A 24,783-nucleotide genomic window follows, 5' to 3' on the forward strand; every position below is an offset into this window, starting at 1 on the left:
ACATTAAGCCTGTTTTGGGGTTAAAATTGATATAAATTTGATTTTCGGCCGATTGCTTATCCCTAAAATTGCCTTTTGATAAGGCCGATCCCAAGAAATAAAAAAGAATATGAAATTTCCCTCCTTATTTCGTACTGCAAACCCAAGTCGTTTTGACGTCAAACCTAGATATTATGATCCTGTCAAGGAGGAATTGAAGGAGAGAACTGCTAGGATTCAAAAGGAATTGGAAGCGGAAGGGAAATTGGGTGATATATCTGAGGAAGATAGATTGAGACATTATTCCTCAGGAATCAGGGGTTCTTTTGCACAGCATCAAGGCATCAAAGAAAGAGAGGGAAGTATCATGACTTCTACTGCCATGATCCGGACTTTGATCTTTTTGTTTTTGGTGACAGGTTTAGCTGGATACATCTATTTGGGACCGGTTATTTTTGAATACCTTCTTTATTTGATCCTTTTGGTCGTTTCTATTTATTATTTCTTCAAGCTCAAACCTAAATCTCGTAAATGAGTGATTTGATTCAACTTTTACCTGATGCTATCGCAAACCAAATAGCAGCTGGTGAAGTCGTACAAAGACCTGCTTCGGCATTGAAGGAGCTTTTGGAAAATTCCATCGATGCAGGGGCTACCAAAATCCAAGTGGTAGTCAAAGAAGCTGGCAAGCAATTGATCCAAGTGATCGATAACGGGAAAGGTATGTCTGCGACGGATGCTAGAATGAGCTTTGAGCGTCATGCGACTTCCAAAATTAGAAATAGCCAGGATTTGTTTTCAATTCGAACTTTTGGTTTCCGAGGTGAAGCATTGGCATCCATTGCTGCAGTAGCTCAAGTGGAGTTGAAAACTAGGCAAGCGGCGGATGAATTGGGGACAATGATTCAGATCGATGGGTCTGAAGTAAAGACTCAAGAGCCGGTAGCAACTACACCAGGGACTTCTATTTCCATGAAAAACTTGTTTTTCAACGTTCCTGCGCGTCGAAATTTCCTGAAATCCAATCCTGTCGAAATGCGACATATCGTGGAGGAGTTCCAGCGGGTAGCATTGGCATATTCAGAAATTGGATTTTCTCTTATGCAAAATGACATGGAGGTGTATAATCTCCTTCCTGGAAAGTTGAGCCAACGGATAGTGGGGCTTTTTGGAAAAAACCATCAAAGTCAATTGGTTCCATGTGAGGAATTGACCCCGCATGTCAATGTGAAAGGCTATATCGGGAAACCTGAATCGGCCAAAAAGACAAGAGGGGAGCAGTTTTTCTTTGTCAATAATCGCTATATCAAGAGTTCTTATCTGAATCATGCAGTGAGTAATGCTTATGAAAACTTATTGCAGGCAGATCAGCATCCATTTTATGTGTTGTTTTTGGAGATAGATCCTTCTCATATAGATATCAATGTCCATCCAACAAAGACTGAGATCAAATTTGATGATGAGAGAACGGTCTATGCCGTGATTCGAGCAGCTGTCAAGCAAGCCTTGGGAGCTCATCATGTGGTTCCGGCATTGGATTTTAGTTTTGACGTGAATTTTACAGATAACTGGACTAAAGACGAGACCAAAAAAACGGATGTAGATCGGGAGTATAGCTATAAGACATTCAATACACCTGAGTTTAAAAAGTCCAGCTCTAGTGGTTGGGAGAAGCTTTTTGAAGGAAATCAAACATTTATTCAACCAGAAAAAACAGTTTCCAGAGAAGTGGACGAAAAGGAAGAGGAATCGGAAATTTTGACTTTTTCCAGTAAGGCAAATCCTGAAGAAGAAACAAGAACTTTTCCAAAACCTAGTGATTCTGAGAGTACAGGTACCACTTTTCAGGTAGAACTAAATTATATTGTAGCTCAGATGTCTACGGGTTTGTTGATCATTGATCAACAAGCGGCACATGAGCGGATATTGTATGAGCGATATCTTCGGCAGTTGAAATTGGCCCAGGGTCCTTCGCAGCAATGTTTATTCCCTCCTGTGATCCAAATGAGTCCAGGTGATTACGAGTTGGTAATGGGAGTGATGAACGAATTGCAGAGTTTAGGTTTTATGCTGACTGAGTTTGGAAATAATTCCATCTTGGTTCAAGGAGTACCCGCAGACATCCAGGTAAAAAATGAGAAAGAGCTCTTTGAAGGTCTGATCGAACAGTTCAAAAATTTCAAAAGTGAACTTTCTCTAGACAATCGAGAAAATCTAGCTAGATCCCTTGCTAGGAAATCATCGTTGAAAAGGGGACAAAAGTTAAATGCACAAGAAATGGAGACTTTGGTGGGGCAGCTTTTTGCTTGCCAAAATCCAAATTTTGGGCTAGGAGGGAACAAAACCTTTGTAAAATTGGATTTATCCAGCATCCATTCATTCTTCGGAAAATAGTATGTTTAGAAATATCACACCAGTAGTACAGAATTTACTCTTGATCAACGTAGTCTTGTTTATCGTGAGTGCATTCATTTTTCCATCTTTAAAAGATTGGTTCGCGCTTTATTACATTAATAGCCAATATTTCAAGCCATTTCAGTTTTTGACCTACATGTTTATGCATGCTGATTTTTGGCATCTATTCAGCAACATGTTTGGTCTGTTGATTTTCGGTCCCTTGTTAGAGCAGTTTTTGGGTCCAAAGAAATTATTAACACTTTGGATGTTGTGTGGAGTTGGCTCTGGAGTTTTGTATTCAGGTTATACGGCTTACAGAATGAATCAGCTTGAGGCAAAAGTGGAATCTTTCCAAGCCAATCCTGACCCTGAAGTTTTTAATAAAATCGTTACACAAAATAGAGGGTATTTCGAAAGTGCTGTTTATGATTTTATTGATGACTACAGCAGAAATCCAAATGATCCGGTAAAGATTGATCGTGCAAGTCAAACATTGGATGCGATCATGACTATTCAGAGTAATATTCCAATGGTAGGAGCATCTGGAGCTTTGTTCGGGGTTTTGATTGCTTTTGCAATGCTCTTCCCTAATACCCAGCTTTTCCTCCTTTTTCCACCAATGCCAGTAAAAGCCAAATATTTGGTCCTATTTTATGGACTCTATACGATTTATAACGTTTTGGTCAATAACCCTCTTGATAATGTCGCCCACTTTGCCCACTTGAGTGGATTGGTTATTGGAGGAATATTGGTTTATAATTGGAAGAAAGACAGAAACAGTTTTTATTGATATGTACGGTAATTTTTGGGATAATCTTAAGATCGCATTTAACCGAAGCGATAATAGTTTATATAAGCTGATTGCTATAAACATACTCGTGTGGTTGGTATTTCTTATTGCCCGGGTATTTATGACGATTGGTGGATTTGGGGATGTTTATTCTCAGTTGATCCACTTCTTTATGATGCCTGCCGCATTGCCAAAATTGGCGGTTCAGCCCTGGAGTATATTTACTTACATGTTTCTTCATGAGGGCTTTCTCCATATCCTCTTCAATATGCTGTTCCTGTATTGGTTTGGTCTATTGATTCATCAATATTTGGGAAGTAGAAAGCTAACCAACCTTTATATTTTAGGAGGTTTGGCAGGAGCGCTTTTCTATATGCTGATCTATAATTTGGCTCCTTATTTCAGTTCCTCCGTGAATTCATCTATGATGCTAGGAGCTAGCGCCGGTGTATTTGCTATCGTGGTTGGAGCAGCTACATTGACTCCCAATACGACTTTCTTTTTGATGTTTTTGGGGCCGGTGAAGATCAAGTATATCGCAATCTTTTATGTGCTTTTGTCCTTTGCGAATTCTGCTGGCGCAAATGCCGGAGGAGAATTAGCTCATTTGGGAGGAGCTTTGCTGGGATATTTATACATCACCCAGCTACGCAAAGGAGTAGATTGGGGTATTCCGGTACAAAAAGTGGGGATATTTTTTGAAAACCTCTTTAAGAAAAACCCATCTAAAGTCAAGGTGAGCTATCGCAAAGCAAAAACCAAAACAGGTGGAGGTTTCAGCTCTTTTACCAAACCAGCTGAGTCCAAAAAAGGCAGTGCTTGTGAGGACACTAGCCAAGAAGAAATTGACAGGATCTTGGACAAAATTGCCGACAGAGGCTATGAGGCCTTAACCAAAGATGAAAAGCGAAAGCTTTTTGAATTCAGCAAGAAGTAATCAGAGAGGAAACGCAAATCCAAATCGGAACCCAGCTTCTCTTGGATGTTGGCTTTGAACTCGAAACTCGGTATTTAAGCCAACCCAGTCTGTAAGCCTGATGTAAGTTCCTACACCGATATTGGCACCTTTATAGGACCTCCTGAGTCCAGGGTCTCCTGGTTGGGTGTTTTCCCAAGTTTGGCTATAGCCTGCCAAAAAGAATAGCTGGGAAGGCCCTTCGGAAATATAATAGCGCAGGTCCATGCTAAAATTGCTTTGGTTTCCAACATTGGGTTGAATGGAGGTAAAGCTTGGTTGCAAAGCAAAATTGTCAACAAAAAAGTATTCAATTCCACCTCCGTAGCCGAAGTTTTTCCATTTCAGACCATAGGAACCGAAAACATGAAACCTAGAGTTTCCTTGTTCCAAGGATTGGGCGGAAAGATCAAAAGAGAATAATGCTGCGAAAAAAATGATCGCCAAAACCTTTTTCATAATTCATTTTTTAATTGAAAAGAAAAATTAGAAGGCTTTGACGAACAAAACAAGTCTTAATTCAAAATCTGACTAAATCTAGCCAATCTCCCTTCGGAATCTATGCCCTCAATCACAATCCGATGTTTCTTTGAAATGTCAGTATTGTAATACTCTATGGAGGCTTTTCCACTTTCATCTATTTCTAAAATCGGCTTCCAAAAGATGGTGGCTCTTTTATCAGAATTTGAGTTTTCAGCAGTTTTCTCGGCATAATTTGGCTGGTAGAATTCCTTTGCAATAGAATATCCTCCATAGTTTGTTACTAACGTTCCTCCTACACTTGAGGTCACACCCGCACCAGTTTTGGTATAGACTGCGATAACACCATTCGCTCCTTCGGCCCCAAAAATTGCCGCTTTTGCTGGGTCTTTGAAAACATCCACACTGGCCACATCATGAGGGTTTACTTGCATCAAGGTATTGGCATCCACAGGAATATTGTCCAAAAGGTATAGTGGAGAAGTTCCCGCATTGATTGATCCCACTCCTCTGATTTGGACATTTACATCTGTTCCTGCTACATAAACTTTCACTCCTGCCACACGGCCCTGAATCAGCTGGAAGACATTGGTATAGCCCACAGAACCCGGGATTTTTTCAGGGTCAATTGTTACATCTCCTGATCCATAGATTTTACGGATTTCATCAGTCTCTTTTTCGATAGTCTGATCCTCTACAACTACCTCTTCCAAGTCCATGATATCTGTTTCATCACTGAGACGGTTCATTAGATTTCTTTCTTGATAAGTGGCGATGAGATCTTTCGGCCACTTAATTTCAATTGGGTAATTACCCGGTATGGAAGTGAAGACAGCCTCTGGTTGGACAATCTCTACATCCACGAAGTTTTTGAGACGTGTATCCTCCGCAGTGATTGTGACAATGGCGCTATCGACATATTGCAAATCTCGGATGATAAAGCGGCCATTTGGGCCATATTCAGAATTCACTATCTCAATTCCATCCCCAACCAAAGCAGTTACTTTTCCACCTCCCATTCCCTTTTTGGTATCTTCTTGGTCTGAGATTTGACCTTCTATATTGATCCCTCGCTCGATAAAGTTTTCAACTTTTGGAAGATCATTATTTAGAATCTGACTCCAATTGAATCTTCTCCAGCCATGGGTCAACATTACTAGATCCAATGATTCCATAGTCTCGGGTTCTTGATCCTTGAAATAGTAACCTGGATTATAAACATGTCCTTGGAGATCGGATGTCAGTAGGAGATTAGAAAGGATGGTGCCGTATCTGTTGCTTTCATCTTCCACCTGATCAGCATCTAGGATTGCAATAGAAAAACTTCCTGGAGCTGGACTTCCTGCTAATGCTGATTTTAAATCTAAAGAAACCTTTTCTCTTGGACTAAACGATGCGCTTGTGGATGCAGTCAAAGTCAATTCCTGAGTCTCTTTTCTAATGAAAACAAGCCTTTCTAAAAGAGGCTTTCCATCCTGAGTCATGACTGTAATCTGATTGATCCCGGAAATGAGATTTTCTTTGGGAATTCTTACTCCCCAAACTCCATTGGTCAAAGAGCCTTGAATCATATAATTGATGATTCCACGCGTTTGACTTGCCAAAATCAATGAATTCGGCTCATAGTTGCCCTGTACGAATGCCGTCAAATAACTGGCCACTGGATTATTGACCACTTGTAGGACAAGTCCGTCTACTTGAGCTCCTGGGAGAGAGATTTCTCTCTTCTGGCCAGTCATAGAATCTTCAATCTGCGATTTGTAATAAGATTCAGTGGGAGTGATTTCAAATTTTCCCAAACCCGCAAAATTGCTTTCAAAAGTGATTTCAGTCCCTTCTATTTTTCCATTGATCTCTAAAGGAACCCCATCCGGAGCAACAACACGGAATGCCATGTTTGACTTCTTGTTCAAAGCCCAATTTCCTCCCTCAGGTAAAAACTGGATATCAGCCAAATTCAAACTATAAGGAAGTCTGATTTTTTGGGATGTTTCATAGTTCTCATTTTCCTTATAGGTCAGTTCTAAGTGTTGGGAAGCAAAAGCTTTTTCAGGAATAGAAAATGAGAAATTAGCTTGACCTTGAGTATTTAAACTTAGGTCTTGTGAATGGAGTTCTTCACCATCTCCCCAAGCTATAAAACTGAGTGTTTTGTTTGCTAATGGATTTCCATTTTGGTCAATGGCAGTGATTTCAAGTGTGTAAGTTGCCTTTCCAGAATTACTTTCGATTTTTTGTATTTGAACTTTTGGAAGAAAGCTACCACCAGCTCCATCTACCACAGAAAATCCACCTGTGAAGAAATATTCTAGTCCAAAATTCCTCATCCAAGCAGTATATGCTTTGATTTGGTAATTCCCGGCTTTCCCAAAAGTTGGAATATCATAGTTGCCCTTGCCACGTCCATTTTCTAGGTAGATGATTTTTTGCTCGAGTAATACCCCATCCCCATCAAAAATATCTACATACAAAGTTTGGCTCAGTGGAGATGGAATCTGACTACTCCCCGCCACTAAGAAGGCACTAAACCAAACACTCTCACCCAATGTGTATGTTTGTTTGTCAAGATCCAAATAAGCCTTCTCTGGAGGTGTTTCTTTTTGGTAAGCCTCGAAATACTGTTGGATTTTATTTGGTAAATCTTGGGCCGAAGTTGAAAAAGCGCGCAAGAAAAATGCGAAAATCAATCCCGGAAAAAATCGACTATTCATAAAAAGAGAGTTGGTTTACCTCGAAAGAAAACCAATTACTTATGAAGTCGCAAGTGAAAATATCTTAATTACTTAGTGAGCTCACCGACTTCATTCTTATTTGCCAATTGACCGCATGCAGCATCTATATCCTGGCCTCTGGATTTTCTTACTTTGGCGATGATACCTTGAGATTCCAAGACTCTCACATACATATCCACTGCTTCTTGGCTTGCTTGACGAAACTCACCTTCGTCAATTGGATTGTATTGGATGATATTGACCTTAGAAGGGATCAATTTGCAGAATTTAGCCAATGCCAGCGCATGTCTTTCATCGTCATTGACTCCATCCCAAATCACATATTCATAAGTGACTTTTCGTTTCGTCTTTTGGTACCAGTATTTCAATGACTCACCCAATTCTTCCAGAGGGCTCTTGTCGTTGATTGGCATTAGTCTAGATCTGGTTTCGTTGATTGCAGAATGAAGAGAAATGGCAAGGTTGAATTTGACTTCATCATCGGCCATTTTCTTGATCATTTTCGGGATACCGACGGTTGAAAGTGTAATTCTACGGGCAGCCATTCCCAATCCATCTGGAGAAGTGATTTTATCAATAGCCTCAATCACATTGTTGTAATTCAACAAAGGTTCTCCCATTCCCATAAAGACAATGTTGGTCAAAGGTCTCTGGAAATAGGTGTCAGCCTCTTCTTTGATTGCCACAACCTGATCATAAATCTCATCAGGATTCAGATTTCGCATTCTTTTCAGTCGTGCTGTTGCACAAAAATTACAATCCAAGCTACATCCTACCTGGGAAGAAACACAGGCAGTGATTCTCTTGGAAGTCGGGATCAAAACTGACTCCACGATCTTTTCATCATAGAGCTTTACAGCATTTTTGATAGTTCCGTCAGTGGAATGCTGCATCAAATCCACGTGGATATGATTGATGGAAAAATGAGTTTTGAGCATTTCTCTTGTAGAAAGTGAGATGTTGCTCATGTCATCAAAATTCTTCAGAGATTTGTTCCAAAGCCATTCATAAACCTGCTTGGCACGGAATTTCTTTTCTCCCTGTGAAAGGAAAAACTCTTCCAACTCACTCAAACTGAGTTTTCTGATATCTCTTTTTTGAATTTCTTCCATGCTGCAAAGCTACAAAGTCCCGAGCAAAAACTCTCGTTTCAGGAGGGTTTGAAAAATAAATACGACGCTAGGGCTCCAATAAAACTGAAAATCTGCTTTGACTTTTTAACTTTGAACTTGAATTCTTTATTTCTCTCAAACCAAAGAAAATTTTGAAAATTCAGATTATAAATGGGCCCAATCTCAACCTTCTTGGAAAAAGAGAGCCGGATGTGTACGGGAATACTTCGTTTGAAGAATATTTGGAGAGCTTGAAAAAGCAATTTCCAGAGGTCGAAATCTACTATTACCAAAGTAATGTAGAAGGAGAGCTGATCAATAAAATCCATGAGGTAGGATTTACATTTGATGCCATTTTGCTCAATGCGGGAGGCTATACGCATACTTCTGTAGCTATTTCGGATGCGATCGCTGGAGTAACTACCCCTGCTTTGGAAGTTCATATTTCCAATATTTACAAAAGGGAAGAGTTTCGCCACAAGAGCATCATCTCCAAGTCCTGTATTGGGATGATTTCAGGTTTGGGCTTGAAAGGATATGAATTGGGTATTCGCTATTTTCTTTAATTAAAAGACTATGATCACATTTGCAGCCGGACCATCTAAGGTCTATGATGCGTTGCCTACCTACTTGCAGGATGCTTGCAATGAAGGAATATTGAGTGCTAATCACCGCAGTGCGAAGTTTATGAATCTCTATCAGGAAACTGAGCAATTGATGCGTGAGAAACTGCACATGCCTGAAGATTACAAATTGCTTTTCACTTCATCCGCTACCGAAAATTGGGAAATTATCACCCAGTCCATCGTGGAGAAAGCGAGTTTTCATATTTATTCCGGTTCCTTCGGGAAAAAGTGGGTCACCTTTGCATCCCATATCAACCCAGCTACGGGCGCTTTGAAGATCGAAGCCAATCAGACCATTGATGTTCCCAATTTGGAAATCGGAGAAGAGTTTGATGTTATTGGAATTACCCAAAATGAGACTTCCAACGCTTCTCAGGTTCGAATGGAATATCTGGAAGAGATCCGTGAAAAATTCCCTGAGAAATTAATCGCTGTGGATACCACATCAAGTATGGCTGGGATCGATTTGAAATTTGAATTGGCGGATATTTGGTATGCTTCTGTTCAGAAGTGCTTTGGATTGCCAGCTGGCTTGGGGATTTTGATTCTTTCTCCAAAAGCTATCGAACAAACCCAAAGAAAAGGGGAAAGAGGTAGATATAATAGCCTGAACTTTATCCTCGAGAATGCAGAAGGATATCAAACACATTACACTCCAAATGTGCTAGGAATTTATTTGATGAACCGAGTGCTTCAAGATATTCCAGAGATTCAATTTATCGATGAGAGACTTAGAGAAAGAATGCTCAAACTGGAGACCTGTATAGCTCATTCCAAGGCTTTCAAAATGCTAGTGGATAATGAGCAGGCAAGAAGTACCACCGTCATGGGTGTGAGTGGCTCGGAGGAAATGATTTCAGCTGTGAAAAAAGAAGCTGAAAAGCATGGAATGCAGCTGGGAAGTGGATATGGTCCATTGAAACCAACTTCTTTCCGAATCGCAAATTTCCCGGCAATTACTGATGCGGAAATGGATAAGTTGATTGGTTTTCTTTCTGAATATTAATTGAGGAACAAGCTAAATGAAAGCCCTTTAGTCCGAAGTCTAAAGGGCTTTTTTTGTGAATAATATTTGTTGACCTCAATCCGGCACCAGCCATTTCAAAGCAGATTCCTAACCATTCAAATAATCTTCTACAATTCCAGATCTATTGAATTTTGCAAATAACTCAATTCTTGTGGTGCGGTGGGTCGTCGCAGCCGCGGGGTGTGGGTAGGATTTGTGGGAGGAAGCTTAGCTGCGACTAGGCCTTTTCGTACTTTTGGGCCATGCCAAAAGTACATTCAATAGATTGAATTTAGGGAATTGAATTAACTATTGGAGATTAAAAACTTTGGAGTCTCACGGAAAGGGATTAATTCTTTTTCACCTACAGGAAAAAGGACGGAGAAATAAAATCAGAGATATGTTTTAATTAGATCGTAAGGCATCTTTTTCTTTGCTTATTAGGACAAAATTCAATTTTGTAAAAGCTTGATTTTCTTTGTGAATAAAATTTTTTCATTTTTCACAATTTCCTAAAGTTTAAGTGCTAGAAAGCAAATATTATTTGGCGTAGCTTTGCGTCATGATCGACTTCAAGCAAATCCTTTCAGTGTCTTTGATCCTATTTTCGGTGATCGATATTTTGGGATCTATACCGATTATTATCAACCTTCGAAAGAAGGCCGGACACATCCAATCCGAGAAAGCTACCTTGGCTGCGGGATTGTTGATGATTTTGTTTTTGCTTGGGGGAAAATCGATTCTCGGACTTTTCGGAATCGGAGTGGAGGACTTTGCTATCGCTGGCGCCTTGATCATTTTCGCCCTAGGGGCTGAAATGATTTTGGGAATCGAGATCTTTAAACCAGATCCAGATGCTTCAGCTGGTGCTTCCATTGTTCCCATTGCCTTTCCTTTGATTGCTGGAGCAGGAACATTGACTACAATTTTGACCTTGAAAGCTGAATTCGCTCAAGTGAATATCGCGATCGGGATCGTCTTGAATTTGATTTTTGTCTATGCGGTTTTGAAAAGCACCACTTGGTTGGAAAGAAAGCTTGGAAAGACTGGTCTGGATGTTTTGAGAAGGATTTTCGGGATTATTTTGCTTTCTATCGCAGTCAAAATTTTCAAATCGAATGCTTTCCCGATTGAGATTGTTTAAGCGTCCGAATTAAAATTCCTTTCTTTGTGCCATGATTACCATTTATACCGATGGAGCCGCCAAAGGCAATCCCGGACCGGGAGGATATGGAGCTGTTTTAAAGTTTGGGAAACACCGAAAGGAGCTTTCTGAAGGCTACCGTCTCACCACCAATAATCGCATGGAATTACTTGCCGTGATCAGAGCACTTCAGGCTTTGAATACAGATGAGTTTCCAGTGACTGTTTATTCTGATAGTAAATATGTCGTGGATGCGATTGAGAAAGGCTGGCTTTGGGGTTGGCAAAAAAAGAGATTCAAGGATAAGAAAAACCCAGATCTTTGGCTTCGGTATATTCCGCTTCATTTAAAATACAAGCCCAAGTTTGTTTGGGTGAAAGGGCATGCGGGAAACCCAGAAAATGAACGCTGCGACCAGTTAGCAGTCGCAGCGGCAGAAGGTTTTGATCTTCAAGTGGATCAGGGGTACGAAAATCCTCAGAATTAAAGGTCTCCAATTGTCACAGTTGGAATAGCTTTTCTATCCATCTTTTTCAAAGGCTGATATTCATTTTGTGGGTAAGTCCAGCCTTCATCTCCCAATTCGTAAAGCAAAGGAGCGAGATTTTGAACCGCAGCTTTACAGCCTTGGACAATAGCGCCCATCTTTCCGGTTTGCTTGGAAAGTACAGCCTCATTTTCAATTTCAAACGGACCTGAGAATCCCTTTTCTTTCAAAATATTGACAAAAGCTCTCCAATCCATACTGTCCCCTAGTCCAAAACCTGGCAAGGTTGCTTCATAATGATGGCGATCCCAAGGATTAGTGCTAGATGGAATTCCTGCTTTCGAAGCCCAGTTTGCAGGGATTTCATGCATTGGGTACATGTTTCCCCAAAAAGGATCTGGATTATTTCGGGTTGACTTCACATGAATTCTTTTCAGGCGACTCATATCCGTGTTTTTGATTACCTCTACTGGATCTGTATGCTGCCAGACATCATGGGATGGGTCATAGATTTCTCCGTGATTTTTTCCCGGAACAAGCTGATACATCAATTTTCTAGCAGCCAATACACCGGAAAGATTATTGAATGTGCCGAAATGACCTGAGCTTCTCCAGCCTTCCATTGGACAGTTCTCATACAGGACTGTAACTCCTAAGTCAGCAGCATAATTGATGATTGGAGTGAAGATTCGTTGATATTCCAAGAGGTTCTTTTCAAATCCACCCTCTTGATTTCCCAATTCATGATTGTAGCCGACAAAGGTTCCTACTTTGATATCGTTTTCATCTCCTCCGAGATAGTATGCCATTTGAATCAGACGGAGTAAGTGATTCTGGTTTTTGATTCTTTGCTCTGGGTCTCCTCCGATTAGATTGTCAAAAGCTCCAATCGAAAGTCTCAATTCCGCTTCATTAAATTGATCAATCAATGCTTTTGCCTGATCTGGTCCAAAGTTCTCATAATCGAGATGGGTAGCCACGAAATCATCTCTTGTTCCATCTTTTCTGAAAACGCAGAGATCCAATCCCTGCACATTGATTTCTTTTGCTTTTTCTATAGTTTGATCCAAATTCAGCTGGTCAAAAGCTGAGGTCATGATCCAAATTGGATTCGACATGTAAATAGTATTTTGGTGAAAAAAAACAGCCCTTTCGGGCTGCTTAAATTACTTGTTTTCTGCTAAATTTTTTGTTTCGGGGCTGATTCTTGACCAGATCAGCTCACCAACTTGCCTTCCTTGCCAGACACCTTCGTCAATCGCAGGCATATAATGGATTCCTCCATAAAATCTTGAAATAGCCGCTTCTGAAGAAGCTTGCATGAAAGAGTCATATTCCCTGATAGGCAATCCATAATGGACTTCAGAGCTATCCACAAAGTGGAAATTGTCGCCATATATTTGGGTCAAAGTGAATGCGGCCGCAGTGGAAGCCACACTGTGTCCACTGGTGTGCTCTGGGAAAGGAGGGGTCTGCAAAACAGGAACCCATTCCTCATCTATATTTTGATTGATGTAGGTCTCAGGGCGAACCAATTTACTTCTATACTTTTCATCCCAACAAGCCACAAATGCATCGTGAAGGGAGATTCCTGTCATTGCGAATGCTTCAGCTGTTTTTTTCCAATCAGCATTTGCCGCTTTGGAGGCAATTGCCGCAATACTCATCCAGTGCCCACCAGGAGTGATTTTTTTCTCCGCAAACATCACATGCCCTTTTACATTCATTTTGTAAGGATTGCAATCCCAGAACATCGCGATATCCAATTCCTCTTTGTCTGCATTAATCACAGCTTCATAAACAGCTTTGGCTTCTTTGTAGAAATCCGAATTGGGATCAGTGGAGTAAGGAGGTGGAGGTGATACCTTGAACTGAGCAGCTGAATCGATCACAAAGGTTCTAATCTTGTTCCAATGCGGCTCGATTCCTTCCATATACGCTGGGGGAGTTGGCTCCCAAGTACCTGGCTGTCCTGTCACAGTGTATTTTGGAAATGAGCGGCTTTGATGATAGTTATCTTTAGAGGAATAAGCTTTTACAGCATCAGCTACTTGCTCACCAAAAGCAACAGAAGCTTCAAATACATCGTCAGGAATTCCTTTTTCTCTCAATTCTTCAAAGACCTTATCTCTTTGTGCAGTCACCATATCTTCTGAAAAGATCAGTGCTGTACCCATTTTGTAATAGGCGGCCAAAGAAGCCAAAGGAGGATAGACATTCTCTGGAACAGTGAATTTCACAGGGTCGGAACCATTCAATTGCCCCAAAAGGGATGCATAGGCTGGGTCTGTTGCTGCTGCCACTTCATAAGCTGCTAGGGAAGAATAGGAATAAATCCGTGCTGCTACTGGTGGAGAGAAAATATCATGTATGATGACCTCTGTGATTCGATTTTGTGCTTCACTGAGATAATGTCCGTCGGTTATCGCTTGACTGTAATCCACTGGCTTTTGACATGCAAAAGCGAGAAGAAGTGTTCCTGCAAATAGCAGTTGTTTTAATCTAAGCATTGGGTAAGTGTCTTGTTTGGAACCTTAAATTTACTGAATAGTGTCGGGAGACTCAAGGGGTATTTCAATCCTATGTCAGGATTAGCCAAAAGTATGTTAAAATACCTCTCTGACAAATGATTATTGTCAATTTTCAGGTTGATTCAATTGAAAGGTTGAGTCATTGTTGGTGGCCCCTAATAGATAGTGAGAGTTTCCATTCTTGATTTCAACTATACTCCTTATTTCAATTTGGTGAGGGGTTTTTAGCCCGGTAGGTATTTCTGTCCATGAACCATTTGCCCATTTTAACCTAGTCAATGAGTTGGCCATAGATTTACCAAGGTCTACTCTAAAGCCTGAGAAATTTCCACCTAGCCAAAGCTCTTTTGAATTTTCATCCCAATAAATTGCTTCGATAGGACTTAACTGGGCTTTCCAAGGAAATGCTGAGAATTGAAAACTACCGTCAGGTTGTTGGAAATAAACCCCGGATCGAAACTCATAAGCCTTTTCTGCCTTGACTTGGCTTAGGATGTCATTTCCAAAAAGAGATTCTGGACCGGAAATTTTAGAATAGTCAATGTAGGAGTTATGCTGTTTTTTGACTCCGGGGATTTGCTTGATGATGTCATCTCTGGTGGCAAAAGGAACCAACTGATCTCCCATGTAGTGGAAAATCAAAGGATCCGCTTGACCATTGGAATCAAAATCATAGTGGTAAAGGACTACAGGTTTTTCTTCGGATGCTTTCAATTTTGAGTTCAAGCCTAAGTTCCCCGTGATAATATCCAATAAACCATCTCCATTGATGTCAGCAATAGCCATCGAGTTGATCCATCCTGATGAAAATTCCAGACCTTTTGGAGAAATTTCCTTCAAAGAATCCTCTTCAAGACTGAAAATTTGGATGTTCTTCCAATGAGAAACGACAATCATTTCGTCTTTTCCATCCCCGTCCAAATCAGCCCATTTCGCATCTTTGACCATTCCCAAGTATTGGTTTTTACCTAACCATTTTTCAGATTCATCCTTGAATTGGCCTTTTCCATTGTTTATCAAAATATGACTATTAGGACTGGCTCCATAATCACCTGACACTGCCGAACTTCCCAGAAAAATATCAGGGAATCCGTCTTGATTGATGTCTTGAACTGCTACGGCTGAAGTGTTTTGACCAATCGGTGGGAGTGAATTAGGAGAAAATTTAAAATGCCCCTGACCATCTCCGAAAAGGACTCTATCGAAAAGGAAGAGGTTTCCGGTTTCGTTTTCATTACCACCGCTACCTACATAGAGATCGAGATTGCCATCTCCATTCCAGTCTTCAAAAACGGCTACAACATCTTCCGCTTTGGCCAATTGTTGAAATATTGGGTTGGAAATTTCTTCAAAAGTGCCATCTAGACTTTGAAGAAAAAAAGCTCCAGCTTGATCTTTTGCTCCTCCTAAATAGACATCTGTCAACCCATCTCCATTGATATCATCTGCAGCCACTGCTGGACCTTCCATGCCGAAAGACCTTGGAATTAAATATTCCTTTTTGGTCTCATCTAGGTCTAAATTTTCCTGATGTTTCCAAGCAATTGGTGACTTGGCTTTTGCTAAAATTGGCTTTGGGAGTAAATCCAAAGAACTTCCAGCTCCCTTAATCAAGGTATAAGTTTGGTTGATTTCTAAGTATTTGAAATCTTCCAATTTGCCATCAGGCCATCTGACCTGAGCGTTGACTTTTGCTTCAGTTTTCCCCAATCCAAAAACCAATTCCGTAGAGGTTCCAGACTGAAATCCTCGGGAAGTACTGAGCAATTGCCTGAAGGTCTTTTTTCCATCAAAAATCTTGACTTCGGCTCCTAAGCCAAATGGATTTTGGCCAGCACTTTTCAATTGTATTTTGATGAAAGAATTACCGGATTTTTCAGAATGATTTTGATAAAGAAAAGCCGGTTGATTGAGATTGTTGATGATCAAATCCAAATCCCCATCATTATCCAAATCCGCATAGGCGCTTCCGTTGGAATAGGAAATCTGATTCAATCCCCAGGCTTTTCCATTTTCCTTGAATCGGAGGGAGTCTATATTTTGAAAAACATAATTAGGCAATTGGACTGATGGAAGCATCTCGATCTGACGCTCACGAAGTTCCTCAAAACTCATGCTTCCATGCGCATCTTGAGAATACTGGATGAAGTCCAAATCATTTGGCCTTTTCACAATTCCATTCGTAACATGGATATCTTTTTTGCCATCATTGTCCATGTCAAAAATAAGGGGGGACCAGCTCCAGTCGGAAGCGAAAATCCCTGAATACAGTCCAATTTCGCTGAATTCTCCTTTCCCTAAATTGAGTTGCAGGTGATTTCTAACATATTGATCATTATAGCCAAATTGCTTTTTGATCGTGTAGACTTCGGCCTTGTCTTCACCGACAGATTTCATCCAGATTTCAGGATCTTCTGGAAGCATATCCGTTGTGAAAATCTCAGGAAATCCATCTCCATTGAGATCGGCGGCATCATTTCCCATGGAATAGCGGGAAGTGTTTGAAATCAGATTTTCTAAAGATTCGGTAAAAGTCCCATCTTGATTGTTAAGGTAGAGATAGTCATTTTCTGTAAAGTCATTTGAGACGTAAATATCCAGCCAGCCATCTTCATTGAAATCCTCTATGCTAACTCCCAAGCCAAATCCCAAAATGCTGGAATAGATCCCAGCTTCTTCTGTCACATCGATAAAACCTCTTTCTCCTTGAGCGGCTTGATTTTGGAGAAGCTTGTCTCCTCCCGAATCTGGAATCGATCGATTCCCAGACTTTGTGAAAACCTCTGGGGATTTCACACCATGATTCAAGAGATAAAGGTCCAAATCTCCATCTCTATCGTAATCAAAGAATGCAGCATGGGTTCCAAAGCCCTCAAATGCAACTCCATATTGCTCAGCCAGATCGATAAAAGTCAGATCTCCCTGATTGATGTAAAGCCTGTTTTTTCCTTTGAAATCTTTATAACCTCCAAGCTGACTCACATAAATATCGAGCAGCCCATCACCATTGACATCTGCCATGGTGACACCGTTAGACCAGCTCCCATCATTTGGTATTCCAGCTGTTTCTGTGATGTCTTTGAACTGAAAATTTCCCTGATTTAGATAGAGTTTATCTGCAACCTGATTTCCTGAGAAGTATAGATCTACCAAACCATCATTATTGATGTCTCCTGCTGCGACACCACCTCCATTGTAGAAATAGAGATATTCCAGAATATTAATTTCAGCGCTCGAAACCAAAGTGTTTTCAAATTGAATCCCTGATTTTTCAGGTGAAATCAATTCAAAAAGTGTTGGCTCAGATTGTTTTTGGTTGCATCCAAAAAGAGAAACAAAAGCAATTAATGAAAGGGAGAAAAGGAACGGTTTATTTCTTTTCATACTTCCAGATTTCTGCTTGATCATTGTTTTTGACAATCAGGATTTCTGAATCACCGATTGGAGAGATAGCTCTGATTTCCCCGTCTAGTTTCAAGTGGTTTTTGGAATTCGGAGAGAAAGTGAAAGTACCATCTCCATTACCAAATAATACCTCTCCGTAACTTGCATCAGATTTGCCAATTTCGGGTTTGATTCCCGTTAGATTTCCTCCGAGAATCAAATCGATCTTCCCGTCTTCATTGAAATCACCCGCAGTCATGGCAAAAATCCAGGATCTCTGAGCCATTCTTGGGAATGAAATCCATTCAAATTTCCCATTTCCTTGGTTCATCAAAACTCCCGATTCCAAATGATTTACCTCATTGACCACTGACTTGGAAATAATGGCCGGATCAAAAATCTGGTCTAGCGATTGGTTGTTATAGTTCGAGTAGCGAATGTATTTCTTTCTGATTCCTGGAATCTGCTTTTCCAGTTCATGTTTTAAGGTGAAAGGAATCTGAACATCATTTTCAGTGGTAGTGAAAATTTGCTCTATAGACCCATTTTGGTCAAAATCATTCAAATACATTCTGACTGAAGAACCATTTTTGGCTTTAAATCGGGAGTTTAATCCCTGATTTCCCAAAATCAAATCAGGAAGGCCATTGCCATCCAAGTCGGAAGCAATTACATTTCTATACCAGCCTTTATACTGGTTCATCTCTGGCATTTCGATTTTTTCCAATTTGCCTCCGATATTCCTAAAGAAAGTAGGAGCCATCCAATCACCGACCAAGACCAAATCATCTTTTCCATCACCATCCCAATCAAAGACCTCCAAAGCGGTTACCATTCCGATTTCTTTCAATCCAGGAGCTAACTCTCTTGTTTGGTTGGAGAAATTACCTTTTCCATCATTGATCCAAAGTTGAGATGATGCTGGAAGTCCATAGGCAAATGGAACCAATCTCTCACCAATGACCAAATCCAAAGAACCATCACCGTTCAGGTCAATTGTCTTTGCAGAAGAACTACTCCCTCTGACTGATTGCAGTCCTGATTGGGTAGCTTTTGAAAAATTTCCTTTGCCGTCATTGAAATACAATCTGTCTGCTAGATCCAGAGTATTTAATGGAGATTCATTTCCTCCTGAAGTGACAAGCAAATCAAGGTTTCCATCTCCATTAGCATCAAAAAACAAAGCGTCAGAATCCTCAGAAAGTGCATCTGCATCCAAAGCTGGTTGATTCGATTTTTGGAATTTTCCTGAAGGAGTTCCAAAGAAAAGCTGAGATGCAATTCCTTTTGAACCACCGAAAAACAAATCTTCTATTCCATCTCCATTGACATCTCCTTTGGCAAAGGCAGGACCTTCGGTTGAGAACATGTGATATAGTAATCGATCTCGATCAAAGTCCACAAAGGCATTTTCCTGATGCTTGAAGTCCAGTTTTTGGCTCTTTTCTTTTTCAAAAACTACTGAAGCTGCGGTAAGAGTTTTTACCTCAGTTTTCCCTAATTCAGCTTCTTCCCACTTTAACTCCAAAAGTTGATCTGCTGGAACATTCTCCAAATGGGTCATTGCTCGATCCGGCCAGATCACATTGATTTCGTCTATGGTATTGATATTACCTAAACCCAAGGTCAATTTTGGATCTACGGAAGATTGGAAGCCTCTGTTTGGCATTTGCTCCAGGTAAAAAATCTCATCTCCAACATAAACAGTGATCTGAGTTCCTATGGCTTCAGTGTTTTTGTCTTTTCCAGTCAGATGAAATTGGATGCTGTGGTTTTCAGGGAAAAATGTCTTGCTGTCATTTTTATAAATCTGAGCAGTCCGGTTGATGTTATTGATGACCAAATCCAAAGTCCCATCATTGTCCAAATCTCCGTATGCCGCTCCATTGGAGTGAATAGCCCCTCCCAATCCCCATTTGTCGGTCATGTTTTCAAAACTCAGGTCTCCCAAGTTCTTATAGGCATAATTCGGAACAGGATTGACTGGGATAGGATCAATCAGAGCCTTGTAATCCACGCCTTCCTGTGATATGATTTTGATTTTGGTCTCCTCATCATCGATGAAGTTCAGGTAATCCAAATCTGTGATGTCCTGATAGATTCCATTGGCAACAAATAGATCGCGCTTTCCATCATTGTCCATATCAAAAATTAAGGCTCCCCAACTCCAGTCGGTTGCTTCCACGTTCGCCAATCTCCCCATTTCACTGAAAGTGCCATCTCCATTGTTGATGTGGAGCATATTTCGGGAAAATTGGTAATGATACCCGTGAGTTTTGTTGAACTGAAACTTGTCCCAATTCTCAAAAGTCGTCACCTGCTTTAGTCGAGTTTGTGGCTCGGGAAGCATGTCTGTGACGAAAATATCCAAAAGGCCATCTCCATTGATATCCGCGATATCAGCTCCCATGGAGGCCGCAGAAATGGATCGCATGGATGATTCTAGAGATTCAGTGAAAGTCCCGTCCTGATTGTTGATGTAGAGATAATCCTTCTCAAAGAAGTCATTGGAAATGAAAATGTCTGGCCAAGTGTCTTGATTGACATCTCCGATGGTGATTCCCAGCCCAAAGCCTATGATAGAACCATAAATCCCGGCTTCCTCACTGACATCGGTGAATTTATCCCCATCATTTCTGTAAAGCTTGTCTCCTCCAACAGGATCTCTTTTCGGACGCTCATTTTGCATTTTGTTGAAGCTGCCGATTGCTTGATAGCTATTATTCAGCAAGTAGACATCCAAATCTCCATCCTTGTCATAATCAAAGAATACGGCATGGGTAGAATAGCCTTGGTCAGCTAGTCCATAAGCTTCGGCTTTCTCCTCGAAAGTCCCATCACCTTGATTGATGAAAAGTTCATTTTGCTTATTGTCACCAGAAATATCTCCTGAATTACAAACGTAAATATCCAAAAGCCCATCTCCATTGATATCGGCCATTGCCACACCTGTACTCCAAGCGCTATTTCCACCAACCCCAGCTTTTTCTGTGGCATCTTCGAATTGAAAATCTCCTTTGTTTAAGTAGAGTTTGTTTTGGGTGAGATTGGCAGTGAAATAAATATCTAAAAGTCCGTCATTATTGACATCTCCCAAAGCTACTCCGCCTCCATTGTAATAATTCCGATAAGTGAAAATGTTGAAGTTTTCATCAAAAGAAAGGTCATTACTAAAAGTGACTCCAGAACTCTCAGGTTTTATTTCTTTGAATAGGGTAGGGATATATGGTTTCTCCTCTTTTTTACAAGAGAATAGAATCAAAACCCCTGATAATATGACTAGTGCTTTTTTCATGAGGGATTTTCTTCTACTTGTTTTTGAACTCTAAGATCCACGATCTCTGCTCGAACCATTGAAATGCTTTTTTTGAAAACTCGAATCCTTCGGTTTCCATCAACTTTTACAAAGGCGATCAAGCTTTTGTCTTCATTACTTACTTCAAAAAAACCTGGACCATACCAATTTTCAAATAAAGCAACGACATCTTCACGAAGCTTTTCGACAGATAGCTTTTCATTCATTGGAGACCAACCTTGATAAGTGAATTCAATGGGCATAAAGTAAAGCCCATCATTTTCAAATTTGGGATAAAATCTCATATAAGCAGGATTTCCAGACGGCATTTCCGGCTTGTATTCCACGGAAAGCTCAGTAGGGCCATTATTTAAAATGCCTTGGCTATTGAGATCCCAACAAGTGCCAAAAAACTCCTTTTTAGGCATTCCCAATTCAAGTCCCAAAAACAATTCATTGGAGACTTTTCCAGAAGCCAATTCTTCCTTTTCCACTTTTTCATAGTGGCTTTGGCAGCTTGCAAAAAGCAATACAATGAATAGTATACTAGTTAATCTCATAAATTTTGGGTTGATTGTTATTTCTCAAGAAGATCAAATTATTCGTTGATCCGGAGTTTAAAATTTGAATATCTCTTATTTCCCCTAGAACAAATAGCCCGCTTTTTTCAGGAAGTAATCCTTTCCAAGAATCAGGGTTTTGGTTGAGTTCCATGATCCAGCCATAGCTTCCCAAGTTTGTTCCAAATTCTGGCTTGATTCTAGTTTGATTCCCACCAAAGGCCAAATATGGCTTTCCAGAATTGTTTTCAAAAGAACGAATAGAATAGATCGGTGATTGTTGAATTTCAATGGGAAGAATATGAGCCTCAAATTTCCCATTTCCTAGATTTTTCCAAAACATAGAAGCCAAAATATCTACTTCTAAAATAAGGGATTTGGAAAGCAATTCATTTGAAAATAGGTCTTCCAAACTTTTGTTTTGGTAGTCAGCGTATTTGACCAATTGCTTTCGCAATGCAGGGATTTGACGAAGCAAACTGTTTTTCATCACCCAAGGATTGGATTTACTTCCATCGTATTGGGTTAAGATCGGATCATGGCTTCCATTCTGGTCAAAGTCATTGATATACATTCTAGGTTTGGTCTTAGCATTGACTTCCAATCGAGTATTCAAACCCATATTTCCAGCGACGATGTCTATAAGGCCATCACCATCAAAGTCTTCCACCAAAATGGAATTCCACAGACCTTTAGTTTCAGAAAAGCCAAATTCTTGCGTTTTGTTGATAAGCTTTTTTTCAGAAATGGTAAAAACCTGAATGGGATCCCACTCTCCAGTAGTGATTAATTCTGGTTTTGCATCACCATCCAAATCCCCCAGAGTTCCTGCAGTAAACCTTCCTGAAATTTCATTTGGGTCTTGTGGAATAATAGAGAATTTACCTTCTCCATTGTTTTCCCATAAGGTGATAGTGGCGGAAGCTCCATAAGAAAATGGATGTGCCCTTTCACCAATAATCAAATCCTGATCACCATCTGAATCAATATCCAGATTCAATAAAAATCCGGTAGGCATGGAGGCAAAAACTTGAGCAGATTTGGTAAATGTCCCATTTCCATCATTGAGATACAATCTATCTCGATAGAGAGGGCTATTTTCTCCAAACTCAATACTACCGCTACCCACCAAAAGATCCAGAGCTCCATCTCCATTTGCATCAAAAAACAATCCGCTTACATCTTCTGGAATCGTATCCAATGCAAATAGATCTTTCTGAACAGATTTGAAATCTCTTGAAATTTCCTGAACCCAAAGAGTACTTGATTTGCCTTTTGCTCCAGGAATGAAAATATCCTCTAGACCATCTCCATTGATATCGGCTTTTGCTACCTTAGGACCTTCATTACTTATAGACCAAAAGCGAAGTCGATCTCTGTCAAAATCGACAAATTCACTTTCCTTGTGGGAAAAAGAAACTGGACTTTTTAACTCTTTTAGAATTGGACTTTCTTTTCCACTTTGATCTGAAGAAATGAAATGGTCTTTCTGAGGTTTTAAAATTTGATTAGCCTGTATTCCTTCGAAAAGGCTGACTTTTCCATCAGGCCAAGTGATCTTTACTTGATCGATAATTTCTGATTTTCCTATTCCAAAATGAATCCTAGGATCCACAGAGGACATGTAACCTTTGACTGGTTGGTATTCTTGGGAAAGACTATTTCCTTGGATTTTTAGCTCTACTTTGGATCCAAATTCATTCCCCAAGTCTAGTATCAGATAGTTGCCGGCTTGATTTTCTCTGCTTTGGTTTTTATAAATAAATGCGGGTCCATTTAGATTATTAACCACCAAATCCAAATCTCCATCATTGTCCAAGTCGGCATAGGCAGCTCCTGTGCTAAATGTCAATTGATCTAGACCGGCTGATGCTGCTTGATTCTCAAAGGTCCAGTATCCTAGGTTTTTGAACCAATAATTCTGAAGTGGAGTGGAAGGGAACTCGTCAATCATTTTACTGATCAAAATTGAGTCTGCTTTGAATTTCTGGACTTGCTCCTGGTTGTTAACATAGAAATCTACAAAATCGAAATCTGTCAAATCTTTAACGATACCATTCGCAACGAATACGTCCTTTTTTCCATCTAAATCCGCATCAAAAATCAATGCTCCCCAGCTCCAATCCGTTGCTTCCATACCTGTCAATCTGGAAACCTCTGTAAACACCGGAGAGTTGGTACCGGGCTCTTTTCCCAAATTTCTCTGGAGTGTATTTCGGGTGAACTGTCGATGGTATCCTGCCTTTTGGTTGGCCTGAAATTTATCCCATTCCTCAAATGGAGTTTTGGTTTTGACCCGAGCCAAATCTTCAGGAAGCATTTCAGTCACGAAAATATCCGGTCTTCCATCATTGTCCAGGTCTGCAATATCAGCCCCCATGGATCCCATGCTGATTTCTGGGATGGATTCAGTCAATACTTCTTTAAAAGTGCCGTCCTGATTATTCAAATAGAGATAATCCCTTTCAAAAAAATCATTGGAAACATACAAATCTGGCCAATTGTCATCATTAAGGTCAGCTACGGTCACTCCCAATCCATAACCGATGGCACTTCCATAGATTCCTGCCTCCTCGCTGATGTCGGTGAAGGTATTTCCATCATTTCTAAAAAGTTTGTTGCCTCCTTCAGGATCTCTGATTTCCCTCTGACCTGCTCTGAGGTCGAAGACTCCGACAGATCTACCTGAATTACTGAGAAGATAAAGGTCTAGGTCACCGTCTTTATCAAAATCGAAAAATACTGCATGTTGTGAAAGACCTGTTTCTGCCAAATTATACTCTTTGGAACGTTCCGTAAAAGTCAGATCTCCATTGTTGATATATAGCTCATTATGTCTTTTTTCTCCACCTGGAGGGCCTGATTTGCATACATAAATATCCAAAAGACCATCTTGGTTAATGTCAGCCATGCTTACTCCGGTTGACCAGACATTAGAAGTTTCAAGGCCAGCTTCAGCTGTAATGTCTATGAATGTGAAATTTCCCTGATTGAGGTAAAGCTTATTTGAGGTTTGATTTCCAGACAAGAAAATATCGATCAAACCATCTTGGTTGATATCACCCAAGGCAACTCCTGCTCCATTGTAGAAGTTTCTGAAAGTATAGGGATTGACAGCTTCTGTGTAGGAAAGTTGATTTTCGAAACCTATTCCCGTTTGCTCAGAAGTTAATAGTTGAAAAAGGGTAGGGGAGCTTTCTTCCTGATTTATACAGGAAATGAAAATCAATAATAAGAATGGCAGTATGGATTGCCTAAAGCTCATGTTTTTATATAAAAAAGGAAGTGCACAAAAGTACACTTCC

The 24,783-nt window shown here is 40.3% G+C and carries 17 protein-coding genes; 8 read left to right on the top strand and 9 right to left on the bottom strand.

Features of this window, described 5'->3' with window-relative positions; all coding sequences use genetic code 11:
* Positions 1 to 109: 109 nt before the first annotated feature.
* Genes BUF13_RS15530 through BUF13_RS15545 form a run of 4 tightly spaced genes read left to right on the top strand, consistent with a single transcriptional unit; the run spans position 110 to position 4,103 of the window.
* Complete coding sequence (locus BUF13_RS15530; protein WP_073572738.1) at positions 110 to 514, top strand: hypothetical protein; 405 nt, start codon at positions 110 to 112, stop codon at positions 512 to 514.
* Positions 511 to 2,373, top strand: a complete 1,863-nt coding sequence (mutL, locus tag BUF13_RS15535) for a DNA mismatch repair endonuclease MutL (RefSeq protein WP_073572739.1) — start codon at positions 511 to 513, stop codon at positions 2,371 to 2,373. The genes BUF13_RS15530 and mutL overlap by 4 nt, the downstream gene beginning before the upstream one ends.
* Before the next feature lies 1 nt (position 2,374).
* Entirely contained in the window at positions 2,375 to 3,166 is a 792-nt protein-coding gene (locus tag BUF13_RS15540) for a rhomboid family intramembrane serine protease (protein ID WP_073572740.1), read from the top strand.
* A 1-nt stretch (position 3,167) separates the two neighbouring features.
* On the top strand, positions 3,168 to 4,103 hold the full coding sequence (locus BUF13_RS15545; protein ID WP_073572741.1) for a rhomboid family protein: 936 nt from the start codon (positions 3,168 to 3,170) through the stop codon (positions 4,101 to 4,103).
* Here the strand turns inward: BUF13_RS15545 and BUF13_RS15550 are convergent, their stop codons facing one another.
* The 3 genes from BUF13_RS15550 to rlmN all read right to left on the bottom strand — a co-directional run bounded on the left by BUF13_RS15550 (position 4,104) and on the right by rlmN (position 8,445).
* Complete coding sequence (locus tag BUF13_RS15550; protein WP_073572742.1) at positions 4,104 to 4,580, bottom strand: outer membrane beta-barrel protein; 477 nt, start codon at positions 4,578 to 4,580, stop codon at positions 4,104 to 4,106. It abuts the gene before it with no gap.
* 56 nt (positions 4,581 to 4,636) lie between these two features.
* On the bottom strand, positions 4,637 to 7,312 hold the full coding sequence (locus BUF13_RS15555; protein WP_073572743.1) for a TonB-dependent receptor plug domain-containing protein: 2,676 nt from the start codon (positions 7,310 to 7,312) through the stop codon (positions 4,637 to 4,639).
* A gap of 68 nt (positions 7,313 to 7,380) precedes the next feature.
* Positions 7,381 to 8,445, bottom strand: a complete 1,065-nt coding sequence (rlmN, locus tag BUF13_RS15560; RefSeq protein ID WP_073572744.1) for a dual-specificity RNA methyltransferase RlmN — start codon at positions 8,443 to 8,445, stop codon at positions 7,381 to 7,383.
* 152 nt (positions 8,446 to 8,597) lie between these two features.
* Here rlmN and aroQ point away from each other — a divergent pair, with 152 nt between their 5' ends.
* The 4 genes from aroQ to rnhA all read left to right on the top strand — a co-directional run bounded on the left by aroQ (position 8,598) and on the right by rnhA (position 11,708).
* Positions 8,598 to 9,011 carry a type II 3-dehydroquinate dehydratase gene (gene aroQ, locus BUF13_RS15565; RefSeq protein ID WP_073572745.1) on the top strand — a complete coding sequence of 138 codons (414 nt, stop codon included), beginning with the start codon at positions 8,598 to 8,600 and terminating at the stop codon, positions 9,009 to 9,011.
* 10 nt (positions 9,012 to 9,021) lie between these two features.
* The gene (locus tag BUF13_RS15570; RefSeq protein ID WP_073572746.1) at positions 9,022 to 10,077 is read left to right on the top strand and encodes an aminotransferase class V-fold PLP-dependent enzyme; all 1,056 of its coding nucleotides are present in this window, start codon (positions 9,022 to 9,024) and stop codon (positions 10,075 to 10,077) included.
* Between the two features lie 562 nt (positions 10,078 to 10,639).
* A complete protein-coding gene (locus tag BUF13_RS15575; RefSeq protein ID WP_073572747.1) occupies positions 10,640 to 11,221 on the top strand; it encodes a MarC family protein in 582 nt (193 codons plus the stop codon).
* A 31-nt stretch (positions 11,222 to 11,252) separates the two neighbouring features.
* Complete coding sequence (gene rnhA / locus BUF13_RS15580) at positions 11,253 to 11,708, top strand: ribonuclease HI (RefSeq protein ID WP_073572748.1); 456 nt, start codon at positions 11,253 to 11,255, stop codon at positions 11,706 to 11,708.
* Here the strand turns inward: rnhA and BUF13_RS15585 are convergent.
* The 6 genes from BUF13_RS15585 to BUF13_RS15610 form a co-directional block, all read right to left on the bottom strand.
* Positions 11,705 to 12,826 (bottom strand): sugar phosphate isomerase/epimerase family protein, encoded by a 1,122-nt coding sequence (locus BUF13_RS15585; RefSeq protein WP_073572749.1) that lies wholly within the window; start codon positions 12,824 to 12,826, stop codon positions 11,705 to 11,707. The genes rnhA and BUF13_RS15585 overlap by 4 nt on opposite strands.
* A gap of 48 nt (positions 12,827 to 12,874) precedes the next feature.
* The gene (locus BUF13_RS15590; RefSeq protein ID WP_073572750.1) at positions 12,875 to 14,218 is read right to left on the bottom strand and encodes a vanadium-dependent haloperoxidase; all 1,344 of its coding nucleotides are present in this window, start codon (positions 14,216 to 14,218) and stop codon (positions 12,875 to 12,877) included.
* A 126-nt stretch (positions 14,219 to 14,344) separates the two neighbouring features.
* Positions 14,345 to 17,623 carry a VCBS repeat-containing protein gene (locus BUF13_RS15595; RefSeq protein WP_083586484.1) on the bottom strand — a complete coding sequence of 1,093 codons (3,279 nt, stop codon included), beginning with the start codon at positions 17,621 to 17,623 and terminating at the stop codon, positions 14,345 to 14,347.
* Positions 17,610 to 20,918 carry a VCBS repeat-containing protein gene (locus BUF13_RS15600; RefSeq protein ID WP_073572752.1) on the bottom strand — a complete coding sequence of 1,103 codons (3,309 nt, stop codon included), beginning with the start codon at positions 20,916 to 20,918 and terminating at the stop codon, positions 17,610 to 17,612. Before BUF13_RS15600 ends, BUF13_RS15595 begins: the two co-directional genes overlap by 14 nt.
* Complete coding sequence (locus BUF13_RS15605) at positions 20,915 to 21,478, bottom strand: hypothetical protein (RefSeq protein ID WP_073572753.1); 564 nt, start codon at positions 21,476 to 21,478, stop codon at positions 20,915 to 20,917. Before BUF13_RS15605 ends, BUF13_RS15600 begins: the two co-directional genes overlap by 4 nt.
* Positions 21,465 to 24,743: a VCBS repeat-containing protein gene (locus BUF13_RS15610; RefSeq protein ID WP_073572754.1), complete on the bottom strand. Its 3,279-nt coding sequence runs from the start codon at positions 24,741 to 24,743 to the stop codon at positions 21,465 to 21,467. Before BUF13_RS15610 ends, BUF13_RS15605 begins: the two co-directional genes overlap by 14 nt.
* Between the last annotated feature and the right edge of the window lie 40 nt (positions 24,744 to 24,783).

This window comes from Algoriphagus zhangzhouensis, assembly GCF_900148515.1.
GTDB lineage: Bacteria > Bacteroidota > Bacteroidia > Cytophagales > Cyclobacteriaceae > Algoriphagus > Algoriphagus zhangzhouensis.

Excerpts from the sequence above, each read along its gene's own strand:
- BUF13_RS15530 (WP_073572738.1), top strand. The coding sequence starts at position 110 with ATGAAATTTCCCTCCTTATTTCGTACTGCAAACCCAAGTCGTTTTGAC.
- mutL (WP_073572739.1), top strand. The coding sequence starts at position 511 with ATGAGTGATTTGATTCAACTTTTACCTGATGCTATCGCAAACCAAATA.
- BUF13_RS15540 (WP_073572740.1), top strand. The coding sequence starts at position 2,375 with ATGTTTAGAAATATCACACCAGTAGTACAGAATTTACTCTTGATCAAC.
- BUF13_RS15545 (WP_073572741.1), top strand. The coding sequence starts at position 3,168 with ATGTACGGTAATTTTTGGGATAATCTTAAGATCGCATTTAACCGAAGC.
- BUF13_RS15550 (WP_073572742.1), bottom strand. The coding sequence starts at position 4,580 with ATGAAAAAGGTTTTGGCGATCATTTTTTTCGCAGCATTATTCTCTTTT.
- BUF13_RS15555 (WP_073572743.1), bottom strand. The coding sequence starts at position 7,312 with ATGAATAGTCGATTTTTTCCGGGATTGATTTTCGCATTTTTCTTGCGC.
- rlmN (WP_073572744.1), bottom strand. The coding sequence starts at position 8,445 with ATGGAAGAAATTCAAAAAAGAGATATCAGAAAACTCAGTTTGAGTGAG.
- BUF13_RS15570 (WP_073572746.1), top strand. The coding sequence starts at position 9,022 with ATGATCACATTTGCAGCCGGACCATCTAAGGTCTATGATGCGTTGCCT.
- BUF13_RS15575 (WP_073572747.1), top strand. The coding sequence starts at position 10,640 with ATGATCGACTTCAAGCAAATCCTTTCAGTGTCTTTGATCCTATTTTCG.
- rnhA (WP_073572748.1), top strand. The coding sequence starts at position 11,253 with ATGATTACCATTTATACCGATGGAGCCGCCAAAGGCAATCCCGGACCG.
- BUF13_RS15585 (WP_073572749.1), bottom strand. The coding sequence starts at position 12,826 with ATGTCGAATCCAATTTGGATCATGACCTCAGCTTTTGACCAGCTGAAT.
- BUF13_RS15590 (WP_073572750.1), bottom strand. The coding sequence starts at position 14,218 with ATGCTTAGATTAAAACAACTGCTATTTGCAGGAACACTTCTTCTCGCT.
- BUF13_RS15595 (WP_083586484.1), bottom strand. The coding sequence starts at position 17,623 with ATGAAAAGAAATAAACCGTTCCTTTTCTCCCTTTCATTAATTGCTTTT.
- BUF13_RS15600 (WP_073572752.1), bottom strand. The coding sequence starts at position 20,918 with ATGAAAAAAGCACTAGTCATATTATCAGGGGTTTTGATTCTATTCTCT.
- BUF13_RS15605 (WP_073572753.1), bottom strand. The coding sequence starts at position 21,478 with ATGAGATTAACTAGTATACTATTCATTGTATTGCTTTTTGCAAGCTGC.
- BUF13_RS15610 (WP_073572754.1), bottom strand. The coding sequence starts at position 24,743 with ATGAGCTTTAGGCAATCCATACTGCCATTCTTATTATTGATTTTCATT.